Annotated in this window: 17 protein-coding genes; all 17 read right to left on the minus strand. The window is 40.6% G+C overall.

Annotated elements, in window-relative coordinates; translation table 11 throughout:
- Positions 1-950: 950 nt before the first annotated feature.
- On the minus strand, positions 951-1781 hold the full coding sequence (gene nadE / locus ACIQXH_RS07230; RefSeq protein WP_402872770.1) for an ammonia-dependent NAD(+) synthetase: 831 nt from the start codon (positions 1779-1781) through the stop codon (positions 951-953).
- A 29-nt stretch (positions 1782-1810) separates the two neighbouring features.
- The gene (locus ACIQXH_RS07235) at positions 1811-3280 is read right to left on the minus strand and encodes a nicotinate phosphoribosyltransferase (RefSeq protein WP_402872768.1); all 1470 of its coding nucleotides are present in this window, start codon (positions 3278-3280) and stop codon (positions 1811-1813) included.
- A gap of 49 nt (positions 3281-3329) precedes the next feature.
- Positions 3330-3884: a cysteine hydrolase family protein gene (locus ACIQXH_RS07240; RefSeq protein WP_402872765.1), complete on the minus strand. Its 555-nt coding sequence runs from the start codon at positions 3882-3884 to the stop codon at positions 3330-3332.
- Between the two features lie 13 nt (positions 3885-3897).
- Positions 3898-4662 (minus strand): NUDIX domain-containing protein, encoded by a 765-nt coding sequence (locus ACIQXH_RS07245; protein ID WP_402872762.1) that lies wholly within the window; start codon positions 4660-4662, stop codon positions 3898-3900.
- Between the two features lie 238 nt (positions 4663-4900).
- A complete protein-coding gene (locus ACIQXH_RS07250) occupies positions 4901-6646 on the minus strand; it encodes a methyl-accepting chemotaxis protein (RefSeq protein ID WP_403122870.1) in 1746 nt (581 codons plus the stop codon).
- Between the two features lie 303 nt (positions 6647-6949).
- Positions 6950-8479: an acyl-CoA carboxylase subunit beta gene (locus tag ACIQXH_RS07255; RefSeq protein ID WP_402872756.1), complete on the minus strand. Its 1530-nt coding sequence runs from the start codon at positions 8477-8479 to the stop codon at positions 6950-6952.
- Between the two features lie 23 nt (positions 8480-8502).
- Positions 8503-9285 (minus strand): enoyl-CoA hydratase, encoded by a 783-nt coding sequence (locus ACIQXH_RS07260; RefSeq protein ID WP_402872753.1) that lies wholly within the window; start codon positions 9283-9285, stop codon positions 8503-8505.
- Between the two features lie 19 nt (positions 9286-9304).
- Entirely contained in the window at positions 9305-10204 is a 900-nt protein-coding gene (locus ACIQXH_RS07265) for a hydroxymethylglutaryl-CoA lyase (protein WP_402872750.1), read from the minus strand.
- Between the two features lie 17 nt (positions 10205-10221).
- Positions 10222-10434 carry an acetyl-CoA carboxylase biotin carboxyl carrier protein subunit gene (locus ACIQXH_RS07270; protein WP_402872747.1) on the minus strand — a complete coding sequence of 71 codons (213 nt, stop codon included), beginning with the start codon at positions 10432-10434 and terminating at the stop codon, positions 10222-10224.
- 57 nt (positions 10435-10491) lie between these two features.
- Positions 10492-11841 (minus strand): acetyl-CoA carboxylase biotin carboxylase subunit, encoded by a 1350-nt coding sequence (locus ACIQXH_RS07275; RefSeq protein ID WP_402872743.1) that lies wholly within the window; start codon positions 11839-11841, stop codon positions 10492-10494.
- Between the two features lie 12 nt (positions 11842-11853).
- Complete coding sequence (locus ACIQXH_RS07280) at positions 11854-13500, minus strand: AMP-binding protein (protein WP_403080139.1); 1647 nt, start codon at positions 13498-13500, stop codon at positions 11854-11856.
- Between the two features lie 101 nt (positions 13501-13601).
- The gene (locus tag ACIQXH_RS07285; protein WP_402872737.1) at positions 13602-14744 is read right to left on the minus strand and encodes an acyl-CoA dehydrogenase; all 1143 of its coding nucleotides are present in this window, start codon (positions 14742-14744) and stop codon (positions 13602-13604) included.
- Between the two features lie 65 nt (positions 14745-14809).
- The gene (locus tag ACIQXH_RS07290) at positions 14810-15457 is read right to left on the minus strand and encodes a TetR/AcrR family transcriptional regulator (protein ID WP_403080185.1); all 648 of its coding nucleotides are present in this window, start codon (positions 15455-15457) and stop codon (positions 14810-14812) included.
- A 168-nt stretch (positions 15458-15625) separates the two neighbouring features.
- Positions 15626-16084, minus strand: coding sequence for a staygreen family protein (locus ACIQXH_RS07295; protein WP_402872733.1), 459 nt, complete (start codon positions 16082-16084; stop codon positions 15626-15628).
- 70 nt (positions 16085-16154) lie between these two features.
- On the minus strand, positions 16155-16907 hold the full coding sequence (locus tag ACIQXH_RS07300; RefSeq protein ID WP_402872730.1) for a hypothetical protein: 753 nt from the start codon (positions 16905-16907) through the stop codon (positions 16155-16157).
- Between the two features lie 28 nt (positions 16908-16935).
- Entirely contained in the window at positions 16936-17982 is a 1047-nt protein-coding gene (locus tag ACIQXH_RS07305) for a cytochrome d ubiquinol oxidase subunit II (protein ID WP_402872728.1), read from the minus strand.
- 16 nt (positions 17983-17998) lie between these two features.
- Positions 17999-19360: a cytochrome ubiquinol oxidase subunit I gene (locus tag ACIQXH_RS07310; protein ID WP_403122873.1), complete on the minus strand. Its 1362-nt coding sequence runs from the start codon at positions 19358-19360 to the stop codon at positions 17999-18001.
- Between the last annotated feature and the right edge of the window lie 336 nt (positions 19361-19696).

A 19696-nucleotide genomic window follows, 5' to 3' on the forward strand; every position in this document is an offset into this window, starting at 1 on the left:
AAATTTTCCGACCATTAGAAACTTATATTCACACAAACCTTACCTAAATAAAACCTATCCTTATGGAGTAAGGTTCTATTTTCAAATCCTTGAATATCACATATGAAGTTTGTTTGGCCTCTCTTGATGTTAGATACCCATAACTTTATCGCTTTTTTTAATAATCCTCTATTTATCGCCCATAAACGAGCATCTATGCCTTCACTATTAACCGTCCAATTTACATTACCTTTCGGATTCACATTTATAACCGGATAATTATTCCCATACGTATCCCCATTCTGTGACAACGGCTCCTCGTCGTCTTCTGGATGTGGCTCTATGGCTAAAATATTCCTTACTCTGAGTTAGGTTAATATAAAACCCTTTATTCTTTAAAACTTACATATCCAGCACTTCATCGGTATAGAAGTATTTATGAGTTGTATCACACTCAGTTTTTAGTTATACGCGAACCATTTTCGACATAGGTGCTTGAACACTCCTTGCTTTTCTTTGTTTTACTTCATTATTATATTAAAAGGAATCAATCAGCTTTTAAACAATCGACTCTTAAAACTACCTTTTAGATATTTTACGTAATAAATATATACCGTATATAATTGCAGGTATAGCTATTATCCGGAGAACTATGTCCAATATTCCAAAAATCGCATACAAAGGGGAAACATTTACATCCATACTCATTTTACCATCGCTCCTTGTTCTAACGTTGTTCTATAGTACCATTACGGAGTTTATAAATGGCTTTAAAGTTAATAAATAGATATTTTATACTATAAAATGAGATCAATGGATCCTGTTCCTTATATGTAAAGTTATTATCTTCATCATATTACTCTTCAGTAATCCCTATTGAACCAAAAAAACCGCACACTCTTAGTTAAAAGAGTTGTACGGTTTTTTTTGGTTCTGTATTGAGTCATTATTCAGTATGGCTACATTTAATATCATTTCCACCATGTATCATACACATTAATGGCTTCATTTCTTTTATGTTCCGTTTTTGTATACCAGCCTTCAATGATTTCGGCCGCTTCCGTCCTAATCTCTTTACCTTCTAGGTAGTCGTCAATTTCATCATAACTTACCCCTAAGGCAACTTCATCAGGAATCAATGGTTTATCATCTTCTAAATCCGCTGTGGGAATTTTCATATATAGTCGTTCAGGTGCTCCCACGAATTTAAGGATTTCTTTGCCCTGTCTTTTATTCAAACGGTAAAGCGGAATGATATCAGCCGCACCATCTCCATGTTTGGTGAAGAATCCCGTAATGGCTTCTGCTGCATGATCTGTACCGAGGACTACACCTTTATATAGTCCTGCTAAATCATATTGGACTTTCATTCTCTCGCGTGCCTTTGCATTGCCTCTTAGGAAGTGTGTCAATTTTTTCCCTGTCGCTTCCTCTACTGCACGTACAGATGCGTCAACCGCGTCCTTAATGTTGACGGTGACGGTCATGCTTGGCTTGATAAATTTCAGAGCTAGCTGCCTATCTTCTTCGTCAGCCTGGATACCGTAGGGGAGGCTGACAGCGATAAATGTATACTCGGTGGTCTTCAACTCTTGATTCAATTCATTGATCGCTACTTGGGCCATGTAGCCAGCTATGGTTGAGTCCTGACCACCTGAAATTCCAAGGACGAAACTTTTTAGAAATGTGTTCTTCTTCAAGTAGTTCTTTAGAAAATCGACGCTCTTCCGGAATTCAATTTCTGGATTGATTGTTGGTTGAACAAGTAATTTTTCTATGATTTCTTTTTGTAATGGACGCACTGTATAACCCCTCTTCCCAAATAGATTCGTTATTTTGTAAGCTTTCTATCCACATTGGCTTTCACTTCATCTATATTTCTCATTTTATTATCCCAACATTCCTGGCTCAGGTCGACGGGGTATTCTTCCGGATTTAAGGCCCTTAAGTATTCCGGCCACAATACTTGAATGTTTCTTAACGTAAAAGCTTTAATTTCATCAATCGATGGCAATTCGTACGTTAATGTACCATTTACAAAAATGTCTTCGTGCAGGTCAATTGCATCGAAATCTGTGACAAATTTACTTAAGAAAGTGTGCACGGGATGAAACATTTTTAGTTTTTCCTGTTCCTGTGGCTTTTCAAATTCCATCGCCAAGTAATCACCTTCTGCATGGTGGTTGACTTTATTAATGATCCGATAGATCCGTTTAAGACCAGGTGTCGTTACCTTTTCAGGGTTGGAAGAAATTTTGATGGTATCTCTCATATTCCCGTTTTCATCTTCTATTGAAACCATTTTATAAACGGCACCCAATGCAGGTTGGTCAAAAGCGGTGATCAATTTTGTACCGATACCCCAAATATCAATCCGGGCTCCTTGTTGCTTCAGGTTGATAATCGTATATTCATCCAAATCATTCGATGCTACAACTTTTGCATCTGGAAAACCGGCTGAATCAAGCATGCGTCGTGCTTCTTTTGAAAGGTAAGCTAGATCCCCGCTATCAAGACGGACTCCGATGAAATTGATTTTGTCACCCAATTCTTTAGCAACACGAATGGCATTTGGTATGCCTGAACGCAATGTATCATAGGTATCGACCAGGAACACACAGTCTTTATGAGAGCTTGCGTATTTATGAAATGCTGTGTATTCGTCTTTATAAGCTTGGATCATAGAATGTGCATGTGTGCCTGATACCGGTATTCCGAACAGCTTTCCTGCACGGACGTTGCTTGTTGAATCAAACCCGGCGATATAGGCCGCACGTGCTCCCCAAATGGCTGCGTCCATTTCTTGTGCCCGGCGTGATCCGAATTCGAGTGCAGACTCATCGCCAATAACCTGCTTAATTCGTGAAGCTTTCGTAGCGACGAGTGTGTGATAATTCACAATGTTCAGCAATGCCGTTTCAATGAGTTGTGCTTCACCAAGAGGTGCCTCTACCCGTAATATCGGTTCGTTGGCAAATACAAGCTCGCCTTCCTTCATGCAACGTATCGTCCCAGTAAATGAAATATTCTGCAAATAATTCAAAAAGTCCTCTTCGTAATGCAATTCTTTTTTTAGATATTCAATATCGCTTTCTGAAAAGCTAAAGTTCTGAAGATAATGGACAATCTTTTCTAGTCCCGCAAAAATTGCATATCCACTATTGAAAGGAAGCTTTCTAAAAAAAATTTCAAATACTGCCTTTCTGTTATGGGCATTATCCTCCCAATATGTTTGAGCCATATTGATTTGGTATAGATCAGTGTGTAGCGCGTAGCTATCGTCATTATATTTGTTTTCCATGATAGTTCCTCCCAAAAGAGAAGCGGTACCTCCCTTTTTTTCTGTGACGTTACTTTATGATCGTTGCGCCTAAGACCCCTTCGAAATGGGTAAGTGCCCAATCGTGTCCTGCCTGATTAAATGAAGCGATTGCATTTTCATAAATGAAAATATTATAACCTAAATTGTAAGCGTCCATTGCTGTGTGAAGAATGCATATGTCACTGCATACTCCGACTAGGTATACGTCTGAAATATCCCGCTCCCTGAGTTTGATATGCAGGTCCGTGCCTGCAAAGGCCGAATAACGTGTCTTATCCATATAATGTACATTTATAAGATTTTTATTGATTTCATATTCATCTTTAAGCTTTCCATATAAATCTCTCCCCATTGTACCCCGAATATTATGAGGGGGAAACAAATCCGCTTCAGGATGATAACCGTCTCTTTTTTCATGAAGATCGATTGCAAAAACTGTATAATCGCCTTGTCTAATAAACTCTTTTGTAATACTGACAAGTGCATCTTCTATCTCCTGACCAGGCTTACCACAAGTCAATGCACCATCATCGGCTACAAAGTCATTCGTATAATCGATATTAATCAATGCTTTTTTACCCATTTTTCATTCCTCCTCAATAATAAATCGAGTCCGTGACTATCTCAGCATTAAATCGGTAAAGTTGTGAGGGACGAAATGAATTACGTTTCGTTTTCTTCTGTAAACCCTTTTCATCCAAAACCTTTTCCAAGAATGGGAGCTTTGGAGCTTTAGAAAAAAACAATGAATCTGCGCTGATTTTTGCATCATCCCGTACTGTCAATAGAACTCGTTGTAGCTCCGAAAGCGTAAATTCATCCGGCAAGAAGTTTTTTGCAATGGTCGTTTGCATCATTTCTTTTTTCAGTAGTTCAATCGCTTCATTAATGATTTTATAATGATCAAAAGCCAAATTCAGTTGTAAGACTTCCTTAATCGTAAATAAGTCGACCTCTGCGGCATCATCGTTGGCCTTCCTTTGATGGAGAAATTTCTCCTGAACAATTGCATAAAAAGCATTTGAGATGATCCACCCTCTCGGATCACGGCCCGGTTGGTCATACATACCAAAATGTTTCACTTGAAGTCCTGAGACTCCAGTTTCTTCATTTAACTCCCTTTCTGCGGCTTCATAGGCCGTTTCATTAGCATTTACAAAGCCACCGGGCAAGGCCCATTTATTGCCTTCAACATTTGGATTTCCTTCCTTATCTGTAGCCGCTCGTTTAATTAATAGTAGTTTCAAAAACATTTCAGGTGGTGCTTTTTTCTCAGTTTTTTTAGCCGTTATCGTAAAGATAGCAATGTCTGCAGTGTATCCATCTGGAGTGATATATTTCTTTTTACCTTGCTGAACCATGGCAGCTCTCACTTTCTTTCTTTTAAATAAATGGATGAGTAATTAGTAAATCCTTAATTACTAATTATAATACTCTCGTTTTCACTTTTTTGCAACATTTAACATTTAATTATTTCCATTTTTAAGGATAATTATTTTCTATTGCTTCTGAAAGTTGACTCGTAGCTTTACAGTAGTAAAATTGTTGACATACAAGAAAGAGACTGTCTCATTTAAGGGACAGTCTCTTATTGAATTCTTAAACTGAGTATTGATTACTCATTTCTTCTAAATCTTCAGAAGCAACGGCCAAATTGGAAACTAACTGTTTCATCTCTCCAGTCATTGCGTTTATTTCTTGAGCAGATGCTGATACTTCCTCGATACCAGCAGCGTTTTCCTCAGATATGGCCGCAACTTCTTCAATGGACCCTTTGATTTTTTCTTCTTTATTTGTCAACAGGATTAACTGTTTTGCCATGGAATGAACCAATACATTCATAGTGGACAATTCCGTAGAAATATCATCGAAGGTTTCACCTGTCTTATGAAGGTTTCCTCTTCCCTCATCCACTTTCTCTAAGCCTGATGTAAGGATTTCCACCATGTTTTTTGAGTTGTTATTAACGTTGCCGACTATTGTAGAGATGCCGTTGACAGAATCAGAAACTTGTTCTGCAAGTTTCCTTACTTCATCCGCTACCACCGCAAATCCTTTCCCCTGCTCTCCTGCTCGAGCCGCTTCAATCGCTGCATTTAAAGCGAGTAGATTCGTTTGATCAGCTATATTGCTAATGAGCGTAACAAGCGTGGTTACTTCTTTATTTTGCGATTCCAAAGTTTTCACCTGATTCACTGACTCCGAGACAATATTATAGATTTCCTGCATTTTCTCAATTGATGAGCTCATTAATTTCATGCCAGTCTGTGAATCATTAATTACTACCTCTGTTGACTGGGTAATTTCTTGACCTTGCTTATTTGTTGCGGCAATGATTTCGGAAAACTCTCTCATATCCACCGAAAGTGTAGAGGCTAAGTTAGCTTGGGACTCTGCGCCAACCGCCATTTCATCCATCGTGACGGACACTTGAGTTGTCCCTTCATTTACTTCATTAGAGGAATTATTCAATTTACTACTCTGCTCGTGTAATGATGATGATAGACCATGCATTTTTCTTATCATTTCAGATAAAGTCTCCGTCATTTTTTCAAAAGATGTATAGAGTAATCCTATTTCATCAGTAGATTGTATTCTATTTTCCCGCGTTAATGTCGAGGCCTCTTCAAGCTGCCCCTTCGTAATAGCATTTGCAATATCCGATAGTCGCTTGAGAGGATTAAGCTTCTTACCAAGATAATAGTAGACGATTCCCAATATGAGTACAGTAAAAATAATCGAAATTGCAATGACAATCGGTAAAAGGCTGGATAGTACGCCATTTTTAATAGATTTAATAGTTTCGGCCTCCGTATCGACACCGAGAATGCCTATGACCTTTCCATCTTTGTCTTTAATGGGTGCGAAAGATGACATATAGTTTCCGTACTTTTCATCTTTAATGATATCTGTACTCAACGTTTCACCCATCAAGACAGGTGATAACTCTTCATAAGTAATCGTCTCTATAATTTCCCCAATGGGCGACCCTTCACCAGAATCTAAACCATTGATCATCATTTTGACCTTGTTGTCTTCCACTGCATATGTATATACATACAGAACACCGGACTTAATTCGAAAATCATTTAATTGATTTTTAATTTGATTGTATGTGTCATTGACTTTGGGCTCATCAAGAAATTTCTGGTAGAGGACTGGATCGATATTTGAAGCTACTCTTGTTGCGTCTTTTATACCTGTTTCCTTAAAGGTTTGTTCAACCGATTGGGAAGAATCATAGTATAATGTTGCCAGATTGAATAGTAACAAACATGCTATTAAAACAAATAACAACTTAATTAGCGATGTTTTTATAGATTTACCTTGAAATATATTAATCAAGATGTTTCACCTCATAAAATGATTTAAGAACAGTAGGATGAGTACGTCTTATACCTATTTATCGTCCCTATGAAAATTATATGAAGATTATTGTAGAGATTATATATTGGAAAATAATAGAAACAAAAGCATTGGGCCGAAGGGTACTGTATGATGTTATATTCGTTAAATACGAATATATAGTAAAGCGAGGAGTTCCAAAACATAGGAATACCCCCACTTAATAAGCTAGTGGAGGTATTCACATCATATTTTAAAGCCTATCCACTATTAATAAAGGGGGCTTTTATTGATAGTGATTGATTAAACCGGATACACCCCGTGTTTCCGATCAGTGAATGTTAGCTGTTTACTGCCATATGCTTCAAAACGATTACTCAATTCATCTCGCAAATCATTAGGCTGGATGATTGCGTCGACAATCATCTCGGAAGCCAAACGATAGATATCGATATCTTTATTATATTCTTCTCGTTTTTGTTGAATAAAAGCAGGCCGTTCTTCTGCTTCCAATGCGTTAATTTTATTTGCGTAGACGGCATTAACAGCAGCTTCCGCACCCATAACGGCAATTAATGCGGTCGGTAAAGCTAATACACAATCCGGTTCGAAAGCGGGACCGGCCATTGCATACAATCCGGCTCCATAAGCTTTTCGCACCACTACAGAAATCTTTGGTACTGTAGCTTCACTCATGGCAGAAATCATTTTTGCACCATGTCGAATGATTCCCGCTTGTTCCACCTTTGTACCAATCATGAAACCTGGTATATCCGTAAGAAACAGTAGTGGGATATGGAACGCATCACATAAGTTAATGAACTTGGCTGCCTTATCAGCCGAATCATGGAATAATACTCCCCCTTTGACTCGTGGCTGATTAGCGATGATTCCGATTGATTGACCATTCAGTCGGGCGAGACCTGTAATCAATTCAGGTGCGAATAGCTTCTTGATTTCACAAAATGAGTCACGGTCTATGATCCTGTCGATTAAGTCATACATATTGAATGGTGCATTCTGATTTTTCGGAATCAAATCTTCAATCGTTTTTTCAAAGTCAGCAGGCAATTCTGATTGGCACGCTTTTGGCTTTTGTTGATAATTCCCTGGAAAATAACTTAAGTATCGACGGGCAAAGGCAATCGATTCTTGTTCTGACTGTACCAGAACATCTCCACAACCTGAAACGGAACAATGCATTTTTGCTCCGCCCATTTCCTCCTCGGTCACTTTTTCTCCAATGACCATTTCAGCCATTCTCGGTGAACCTAAGTACATCGACGCATTGCCTTCAACCATGACAACAATATCGCAAAAAGCCGGAATATATGCCCCACCAGCGGCTGAAGGTCCGAACAGGAGGCAAATCTGTGGTACTTTACCGGACAGTTTCACTTGATTATAAAAAATCCGACCAGCCCCACGCCGCCCTGGGAACATTTCGACTTGATCCGTGATACGGGCACCTGCTGAATCGACCAAATACAGTAGGGGTACTTGTAGTTTATCGGCCGTCTCTTGAATACGGATGATTTTTTCAACCGTTCTTGCTCCCCATGATCCGGCTTTCACTGTTGAATCATTGGCCATGACACAGACGGTCTGTCCATTGATTTTTCCAATCCCTGTGACAACTCCATCCGCCGGAAGGCCTTCACTCGTACAATTGGCAAAAAAGGCATCCTCAATATCTATCCCATCGTCAAATAACAGCTCTAATCTTTCGCGGACGAACAGCTTCCCTTTTTCCGCATTTTTTTGATGGTATTTCTCCAAACCGCCCTTACTTATTTTTTCAACCTGTTCACTGAGTTTATCGGTTGTTACCATTTATCTTCCTCCTTCAACTGAAGTTAATGACCAGTAAATATCGGTTTGCGTTTTTCCTTGAAGGCTCTCAGACCCTCCAACCGGTCATCGGTTTGTAGCGTCGTCTGATAACAGTCCTGTTCGATTTGCAGCCCCGTCTTTAAATCGGTTTCTACTCCCTGGTTGATCGACATTTTGGCTGCTCGCAGGGCCAAAGGGGCGTTAACGGCAATTTCATTAGCCAGTGTTTTGGCTACTTCAAGCAAGTGCTCGGAATCGACCACCTGGCTGATGATGCCCATCTGTTTTGCTGTTTCGGCGTCCAGTCTCCTTGCCGTATAAATCAGTTCTTTAGCTGTCGCTATGCCAACGATCCTAGGGAGACGCTGGGTCCCCCCGCCCCCCGGAATGATGCCAAGTGAGGTTTCCGTTAGCCCCATCTTTGCTGTGCTTGATGCAATACGAATATCACATGCTAGAGCTAACTCGAGACCTCCACCAAAAGCGGATCCATTAATCGCAGCAATGACAGGAACCGGAAGACTTTCAACTGCCGATATCGTGTCACCGATCAGTTTAAGCGTTTCCTTGACTTCCGCCTCATTCATCGCAGCCCGTTCCTTTAAATCTGCGCCTGCGCAAAAAGCCTTATTTCCAGCCCCTGTTAAAATCACTGTCCGAAGATTGGACAGCATTTTCAATTCATTCAGAGTTTCATATAAATTATGAAGAAGTTCCCTGGATAACGCATTGGCTGCATCCGGCCTATTCAATGTCACAATGGCTATTCCATTTTCCTCATGGCTAACCTTTACATTCGATAACATTACTTCACCTCTCGTGCGTTTATTGTGCGTTGTAGATGGCCATCTGATGGCTAGGTAAAGGCTTTTCCAAACAGGTTTGCATCATGGAGGCTGACTGGATCAGTTTTTTGGAGTCGATTCCCGTGTCAATGCCCATATTATGAAGCATGTGAACTAGATCATCTGTAGCCACATTTCCACTCGCACCCGGTGCATATGGGCATCCCCCAAGTCCTCCTAGCGCCGAGTCGAACGTGTCAATTCCATAGTCCAAAGATTTGAGGACATTCGCAAGGGCCATCCCCCTAGTATCATGGAAATGGAGGGCCAGACTGTCCTTGTCATACCGTTTCACCGCTTGCTCTAGGAAAACATCCACTTGTCTAGGAGAGGCGACGCCAATCGTATCTCCTAGTGATAGCTCATTGATCCCATACTCGAATAATTGATCGCATACCCTGAATATCTGATTGATATCAATTGGTCCTTCATAAGGGCACCCAAACACAGTGGAAACATACCCTCTTACCGTCTTTCCTGAATCTTTTGCTGCATCAATGACTTCCTTTAGAACAGGGAATGTGTCGGAGATTGTTTTATTAATATTCTTCAGATTATGGGTTTCACTGGCTGACATGAAAACCGATATTTCATCCATATTTGCTTCAAGGGCAGACTCTAACCCCTTTCGGTTCGGAACGAGGGCCGCATATGTGATAGTTGGATTTCGCTTGATTCCTTTACCCACCTCCAAGGCATCCCCCAATTGAGGAATCCATTTTGGATGAACAAAAGATGTCGCTTCTATATAAGTAAGACCGGTTTCGGAAAGCTGATCGATCCACTCTATTTTTCTTTGCGTCGGGATAATGACCTTCTCATTCTGAAGGCCATCCCGAGGCCCTACTTCCTTAATAGTTACGCTTTCAGGCCATTTCATCCTATCCCTCCTTCCCTTTATTCAATGACGGCCAAAACATCGCCTTCATTCACAAAATCTCCCTCATTTACTTTAAGTTCTTTGAGCGTGCCCCCCTTTTCTACTGATATGGGAATTTCCATTTTCATAGATTCCAAAATGATGATATCCTGTCCGTCAGCAACACTTTGTCCCTCACCTGCTACGATTTTCCAAACGCTTCCTGCCATGCTCGCTTTTAATTCTCCCATTTTGATTCCTCCTGTTTTCTTAATGAAAGGTATAAGACCCAGTAGGTCTCACCCAACTTATACCGTGATTTTTTTAATATATTTATTGATGAAATCCGTCGTCGTATCCCCTTTATGGAAAGCCGTATGTTCAATGATTTCCTTGAGCAACGGAAGATTCGTTTTAATTCCTTCTACTTTATATAAATTCAATGCTTCTTTTAATCTATCGATTGCAATCTCACGAGAAGCTCCGCTAACCACCAACTTGGCGATCATCGGGTCATAAAAGTGGGAAACGACCGAGTTATCCTGAACCGCAAGCTCATGACGGATCCCTTCGCCTTCAGGTAAGGACAAACCGGTCATTGTTCCTGGTGCTGGATAGAAGGTCTTAGGGTCTTCTGCATAAATCCTCACTTCTATGGCATGCCCCTGTCTTTTAACATCCTCTTGTGTAAAAGAGAGTTTTTCTCCGTTGGCGATTTTGATTTGCTGTTCCACAAGATCGAGACCCGTAATTTCCTCCGTGACCGGGTGCTCCACCTGAAGTCGTGTATTCATTTCAAGGAAATAGAATTTCTTGTTGGCATCAACTAAAAATTCCAATGTACCAGCATTGTGATAACCGATGCTCTTTACAGCTTTTATAGCCGCTTCACCCATTTTCTTTCTTGTTTCCTCATCCAGAAAAGAAGATGGGGCCTCTTCCACGACCTTTTGATGACGTCTTTGAACCGAACACTCCCGCTCCCATAAATAAACGGCATTCCCAAATTTGTCAGCCAGCACTTGAATCTCGATATGACGCGGTTTTTCAATTAATTTTTCAATGAACATATCCCCATTACCAAAAAATAACTGAGCCCTTTTTTGATTGCTTTCGAATGCTTTCGAGAGATCTTCCTCGTTAGTAATCATCTGCATACCGATACCCCCGCCTCCAGCTGACGCTTTCAGCATAATAGGATAACCAATCTTTTCGGCAACAGCTGCTGCCTCAGCACTATCGATTAATGGGCGTGAAAAACCTGGGACTAACGGGACCCCCGCTTGTTCCATCTTTTTTCTGGCTTCTACTTTATTGCCCATCTGTTGAATGACATCTGGATTGGGACCGATGAAAATCAGACCTGCTGCTTCGCATGAGCGTGCAAAATCTGCATTTTCGCTAAGAAATCCATAACCAGGATGTATGGCATCAACCTTAGCCTCTTTAGCAATTTCTAAGATTTTTGGGACATTCAAATAGCTTTCCTGAACGCGGGATCCTCCTAGAAGATAAGCTTCATCTGCATATGAAACAAATGGAGATTCGGAATCAGCTTCTGAATAGACTGCAACAGTCCCTATACCCAATTCCTTACAAGTACGAATGACACGCGAAGCAATTTCACCTCTGTTTGCAATAAGAACCTTTTTAATCATCCCATTACCTCCTTATTTAGTCCGTTCCGCTAATAAATCAAGAGTCTGCTCCCGTAACTTATACTTTTGGATTTTTCCGGATGCAGTCATTGGATACACATCCGTAAAATGAATGTAACGTGGTATCTTATGATGAGATATTTTCCCTTTGCAGAATGTCCTCAGCTCCTCTGCTGTCAGGCTTTCTCCTTCTTTCAAGATGATCCATGCCGTTACCTCTTCGCCATATTTCTTATCGGGAATGCCCAAGATCTGAACATCGAGTATTAAGGGGTGCTGGTAAAGAAACTCTTCAATTTCCCTAGGATAAATATTTTCTCCACCGCGAATTATCATATCTTTCAGGCGACCGGTTATCTTGCAGTACCCGTTTTCATCCATTACCGCTAAATCCCCTGTATGGAGCCACCCTTCAGGATCAATGGCCTCCTTCGTTGCCTCTGGGTTTTTATAATACCCCTTCATGACATGATAACCTCTTGAACAAAGTTCTCCCTGCTGGCCCCGCTCTAGTTCCTCTCCGGTAGCGGGATTTATGATTTTCACTTCCACATTTGGCAACGCCCGACCGACGGAAGAAACGCGAAGTTCAATGGGATCATCTGTACGGGTCATCGTAATTCCTGGTGACGATTCCGTTTGACCATACGTAATCGTGATTTCTGAAATCCCCATCTTATTCACTACTAGTTTCATGATTTCAATCGGACAAGTGGAACCGGCCATGATTCCTGTCCGCAATGACCGCAAATCATACTGATCGAAGTCTTCAAGGTTCAACTCGGCGATGAACATCGTCGGTACCCCGTGAAGTGCAGTACATTTTTCTGCCTCCACGGTTTGAAGTACGGTACGTGGATTGAATTCAATAACAGGCACCATCGTAGCCCCAACAGTAACGGAAGCCATCGTCCCAAGGGAACATCCAAAACAGTGGAACATCGGGACCGGGATACAGAGCCGATCTTCGTTTGTGAGTTTCATGCAAGACGCAGTATTCAATCCATTATTGACCAGATTCGAATGGGTCAACATGACCCCTTTAGGGAAGCCCGTCGTACCCGATGTATATTGCATGTTGATTACATCTTCCGGCTTCAGGTCCTTCATCCGATTATCGAGCATTTCCTCTGAAATCCGATTACTTCCCCTTAGGACATCCTCCCATGAAAAAGTACCGGGATAACGAATGTCACTCAGCATGATGATATTTTTTAACTTTGGTAGTTTCTCAGATTTTAATTTACCTGGCTCCGCAGTCTTTAGTTCGGGAAGAATCTCATAAAGTGTCTCGATATAGGAGTGATCCCTATATTTATCCATCAAAATGATTGTTGTCGCATCCGATTGTCGGAGGAGGTACTCCAGTTCACTCGTCCGATAATTCGTATTGACCGTGACGAGCACCCCACCCATCTTGGCGGTTGAAAATTGGGAAACGACCCATTCAGGCTTATTGGTAGCCCAAATGGCAATATGTTCACCTTTCTCAATACCAAGTGACATAAAACCGCGCGCTGCCTGACGACAAACCTTTTCGAATTCACTATAGGTATATCGTAAACCTAGTTCATGATATACCACCGCTTCATTACTCCCGTATTCAGTAGCGGTCTTTTCAAGCAGTTTGCCAATCGTAATATCTTGCAGATCTGACATCAAACTCCTCCTATCAAATAAAGGTAAGATGAACGCTTTTTATTAAAAGTGATAAAATCTGCAGGACTCCTCTAAGAACCTAGTTTCAGGTTCCCCAAAGATCAGCAACCCAATTGTCTAGCTATTACCATTCTTTGAATCTCGGAAGTACCTTCCCCAATCTCTAGCAGCTTCGCATCTCTTAAGTAACGCTCCACTTCATATTCACGCATGTACCCTGATCCTCCGTGGATTTGAATCGCTTGGTTGCTCGTACGGAATGAGGTTTCACTAGCAAAAAGCTTGGCAAATGCCGCTTCTTTCGCAAATGGCTTTTTATTATCCTTTAGCCACGCAGCTTTATAGACCATATTTCTCGCCAATTCTATTTCCATTGCCATATCAGCCAGTTTGAACTGAATCGCTTGGAAGTTGGAAATCGTTTTACCGAACTGAACACGTTCTTTTGAAAACGCCAAAGCCCTGTCGAACGCCGCCTGTGCTATTCCGACTGCTAATGCAGCGATGGAAATCCTTCCTCCATCCAAGGTAAATAAGAATTGTTTGAATCCCTTTTCCGGATCACCCAACAGATTCTTTTTTGGCACCCGTACATTATCAAGAATGATTTCACATGTATTAGAAGCTCGCACTCCCATTTTTTCGTAATTACTATTTATCGTTAATCCCGGTGTATCTGTTGGGACGATGAAAGCCGAGATGATATTTTTCCCCCTGCTATCTTTCCCTGAAACGGCTGTAACTGTGATGGTCCTTGAATAGCTTGCGTTCGTTATCCAGGTCTTCTCGCCATTGATTACATATTCATCACCTTCCACTACAGCCGTCGTTCTCGTACCACCCGCATCGGAACCTGCATTCGGTTCAGTCAAACCAAATGCTGCAAGTGTCTCACCAGTGGTGATCGGGATTAGGTATTTTTGCTTTTGCTCCTCGGTACCAAAGTAATAAATTGGGCTCGCCCCTAGCGAAACGGCCGCAGCATAGCTTAATCCTGTCCCTCCACAAGCTTTACCAATTTCTTCAACAGCAATCGCATAGGAAATCGTGTCACCGCCTGAACCCCCGTATTCCTCCGGGAATGGAATACCAAGTAACCCGAGTTTTCCCATCTTTTTGAAAACGTCTTCTGCAAACATGGACTTCGCATCCAGTTCTATAGCAATTGGTTTAATCTCTTTTTCTGCGAATTCCCTTACCATTTCCTTGATCATTTGCTGCTCTTTCGTAAGTGAGAAATCCATTTATTCATTCCCCTTTCATAGTGAGACCAACTAGTCGGTCTGTATCGAATGTAAACGCTTTAACTTTAATCGATATCCATTTGATTCTTTAGTAAATAAGGTTGGATGCTTGCATCATTTTTGAATTCTTCCGTTAATAGGCTCTTTAAAATTAAATCGACATAGATTCGTCCGATTTCTTCGATTGTCTTTCCGCCGTCCCGTTTATACCATTTGTAGGTCCAGTTCACCATGCCTAGTATGGACATCCCGGTAATTTCCACCGGTAACTCGCTACGGAATTCTCCCTTTTCAATTCCTTCTTGAATAACGGAGAATACAATTTCTTTATACTGGTGACGTTTTTTTTTGATTGCTTCTACATAAGGTGGTTTAAGATATATGCTTTCTTGATAGAAAACCGAAATATGTGGTTTATAGAGGTCAAACACTTTAACAAACGATAGGATGATCTTTTGCATTTTTGCCGAAGGGTGTATGTTATCTGAGGTGGCTTCCTGTGCTTTCGTTAAAACATAGGATATAAAGCAATCATGAATGACAAATAAGAGCTCATCTTTAGAGGAAAAATGATGATAAAACCCCCCCTTGCTCGTTCCGCATTCTTTCACGATTTCGTTCACAGAAACTCCGTGGTATCCATTTTGTTCAAAAAGGTTCAGTGATGTTTCAATGATTTTATCTTTTAACTCCGTAAGGCCATCACTCCTTATGTATCCGCTTACATAAAATCCATTAAACAAAAACTTGTTTAATGGATTTAATTAGATTTTACCAAATATTATCAGTTTGTCAATTTTTTAATATATAATCGTGGATGATTCGAATCTATACATTGAATTCCCCACTTAACTCATGAAAAGTGATAAGTGGGGAACAATTCAATTGATCCAATAGCATCGAGGTGTGTCGTAAAAGATACGCTGATTGAATTCGGGGAAACCGGATTGAAATTGAACATGAATCGGGCAATCAATCAACCATGGGAAAAAGCAATAAAATTCTTTATCTCCATTAATTATCGCCGTAATAGCTAAATCCAGGTTTTGCTGAAAAATTGTATATCGGGCTTTTGCCTGATCATACTCATTTTCCAAACCATCTACAAACACATTGACCGTTAAGAGATATTGACCAAGAGATGCATCCCAATTAGCCAACACTTCATCTCTTTTTTTTGCATCCAAGGCAGAACACTCATATTGCGTACCGATGGTAAGGTATAGATCACCTGTTTCATCAGAATGAGTCAGTGTATATTTCCTTCCGTCTACAGGGAGACATGGGGTCGTGGGTGGCATAAACTTAACCGTTAATTTTTCCGGATGAAATTCTGGCATCCCTTCATACTCCTTTTGAAAAATACAGGTTTACCTTATACTATGACAGTCGCCCATCCCTGGTGAATATCTACTTTTTCTTGACGGGTTTCACCACTGTTTTCATCAATTTCCACCCATTATTATATGACCAAACCGATTTGATTTCTAACAATGGATCTCTCCCATCCATTCCCATTATATATTGGACACCCGATAATCCCTTCCCTTTTCCAAAGATAGTCTTTGGTTTCAAAGAAGTGTATGAATGAACCAATAACTCCGTCGACTCATTTAACATGCCATCCTGATAAATCCCCGCCTCTTCATACTCTCTCTTCCTTGAACTGACATCTACAATCACAGGCTTTTTCCCTTCAATTTTGAATTCCGCTTTGTACCCATCGAGAAATTGGGCGGTGATTGGAACGGACGGCGGAACATCCAAATCCTTGGCCTTTCCATCTTTGAATGTATAAGCATAACACTTTAGTGTACGCTCTATCCCTTCCGTCAAGACAGTAACAAGCACATCTTGTGTCCCATCTTTATTCAAATCGACCAGTGAAAGTTCCGGCTTATACCCGGCTTCGAGTGGTACACTGATTGAGTTGCGATTACTTTCTACTCGCAACTCGATTTCTTTAAGGAACTTGCTACCTTTGTCGAAAGGTGTGCCTTGGACCTGGATTATGTCAATTTTTTTATCCCCCGTAACATCCCTTTTCGAAGAGATATAGGTCCCATTCTCTGGGAAATTTTTATCATGTGCTTCGACCGCTTGATAGCTTAAAAAGATTGAAAGTACTAAAACCGAATATTTTAGTAATTTTAACTTTTTCATGGCAATTCCCTTTCTTATATCAAATTGACTAATTCGAAATATTCCGCTTTTTGAACTTTTTTCGTTGATCTTTCATGAAAATGGACCAGAAGTAATAAAAACCAGGAACTAATATCGCAAATCCCACAATATAGGTAGCGAACACGGCCCTGAATGAAGTGGGGTCTGTAAATGCTTCCATTATCCTGACATTCGGATAGATGATATATGGTAAATGGGCGACCCCATAGACATAGCTTCCTATCATATATTGGATGATAATCGATATTACGGCGAGCCTTGGCATCCCCTTTACCTCTTGTTTGGAAAAATAGGGCAGGTAAAGAGCTACACCGCTAATGATAAAAAAGATAAGGGAGACCAATAGCAGTGTGGAGTTCTCCATCATTCCTTCGTAAATCCACGATGCTTCTTTTTTCAGTGTGAACATTACGAGAAATGCCATGATTAACACCAATGGACCTGTAATCATTGCGTCACGGCGGTAGATCTTATACGACTTTAGCTCATCAGCCTGTTTCGAATAATCAGACAGAAGCAAAGATGAGAGAAACAATGTACTTAAAATACCAAAGCCTAAAAAGGCATATTCATTTGCGCTAGTGAAAAGTTTAACTAAATTTAATTCCTCGTTCCCCCCTACATTCTCGAGAAATCCAAGATGGGTGATTGGTAAAACACTGATTAATAGGCCAGGTATAATGAGACCCGTTATTCCAGATATATAAGTCAACATCTTTGCATACTTATCCAAGCTGTGAGAGAAGACGAGAAAAGCACTTCTAATGCAAAGAAGAAGTAAAATTAAACTGGCGGGGACAATTAAAGCAACTCCAATAGAAAATACAGCACCCGGAAATAGGCTGTAAATGGCAATGACAAGACCTACAACAAATGTATTCGTCACTTCCCAAGTCGGAGATAAATAACTATTTGCTATCTTTGTGGCATTCGTATGCTCTTTCTTGATATAGATCATTGCCCAGAATCCTGCACCAAAATCCATGGACGCCATGATGGCATACAAGAAAATAAAGCCCCACACAAGCGTTATCGCTAGAAGTGCTTCATTCATTCACTATTCCTCCTTTTCATGAATTGGAATCGAATAACTGGACATCCTTCTGTTCAGCTTTATAAAGATCATCCGTTATGGAATGACGCTTGAAATAATAGGTAAGTGTAAATACAACAGACACACATAATATGATGTAAACGATAATGAATAATGTGAATAGGTACCCCAGATTTTCATAAGTGGTTACCGAATCTGCCGTGGTAAGCATTCGATAAATTGTCCATGGTTGCCTTCCCGTACATGCGAATATCCAACCACATTCGATGGATAGTACGGCCAATGGTCCCGAAGCCACAAACAACCATAAAAGCCACCTTGGATATCGCGCTTTCTTCAAGACCTTATTCCACACTAATGCGAACAAGGACAGTACTATTAATCCCCCCCCAATTATCACCATTGCATTGAATAATGTGTGAACATATAGCGGCGGCCAGTATTCCTCTGGAAAATCATTCAGACCGGTAACTACCGTATCAAAACTATTTCCTGACAAAATACTCAGTACCCAAGGAAATTCTATGCCATATTTCACTTCCCGCGCTTCTCGGTCTGTCCAACCGAATAATGTGAGACCTGCATGATCCTTCGTTTCGAACAGGCCCTCCGCAGCTGCTAATTTTTCTGGTTGTTCCCGATATAAATGCTGGGTCGTCGAGTGACCATTAAGTGCGGTCAAGATAGAAAAGACCAACCCCAATACAATACTTAACCTTAATGCCTTTTGGTGAAAATTATATTCGGTGGATCCATACTTATTTTTAAGCATTTTATAACCAGCAACAGCCGCAATTGCAAACGCTCCTGTCATATAAGCAGTTAGCGCCGTATGTCCTGCTGTTACGAAGAAACTCGGATTGAAAAAAGCTGCCCACGGATCCACATCGACGATTTCACCATTTTCGAACCGGAAACCAGCAGGTGTCCCCTCGAAAGCATGGACATTTGCAATAAGAACAGCTGAAGCCAAAGCACCAAATGCGATAAAGGATAAACTCAAGATTCTTGCCCATGGCCTGATTTTTTCAGCTGCATATACATAGATGGACATGAATAGTGCCTCAACCATAAAAGCATAAATCTCAATTTGGAACGGAAGGGCCATAACTCTACCTATGACCTCCATAAATCCAGGCCATAAAAGAGAAAGCTGCACACCGGCAATTGTACCTGTCGGGATTCCCACTCCCAACAGAATACCTAGTGTTTTGGTCCAGCGTTTAGCCATGACCACATATTGTAGATCTTTCGTCTTTTGATACATCAATTCCGCTGCCAGCATCATCATAGGTAATCCCACACCTAGAGTGGCAAATATAATATGTACGCCCATATTAGTCCCGAACATCGCCCTTGCCATTTGTAAGTGATCCATACTTATTTCCTTTCTAACCTAATTTATTCTTGTTAGCTTCTCCACACAAAAGGAAAATATTTAAAAAAGTTCCATGAATCCTCTTTATCTTTTGTTACTAACAGTTTTTCCTTAGTTAAATATCATTTATTCTATCGAGGTCAATTGTAAGATATAAAATAGATGAACGACTTCGAAAAATAGCAGGTTTGTTGCTGGATGGTATACCATAGGTTTACGCTGTTCCCCATTAAAAAAACAAAAAAACACCGTTCAAAGTGAACGGTGTAAGCATTTGAACAATATTGAAAATTTCATTGTATAAATAGAACAAAATAGTCTTCCTCTTTCCTCACT

The sequence above is a fragment of the Peribacillus sp. NPDC097225 genome (assembly GCF_044761955.1).
In the GTDB taxonomy this organism is placed as follows: domain Bacteria; phylum Bacillota; class Bacilli; order Bacillales; family DSM-1321; genus Peribacillus.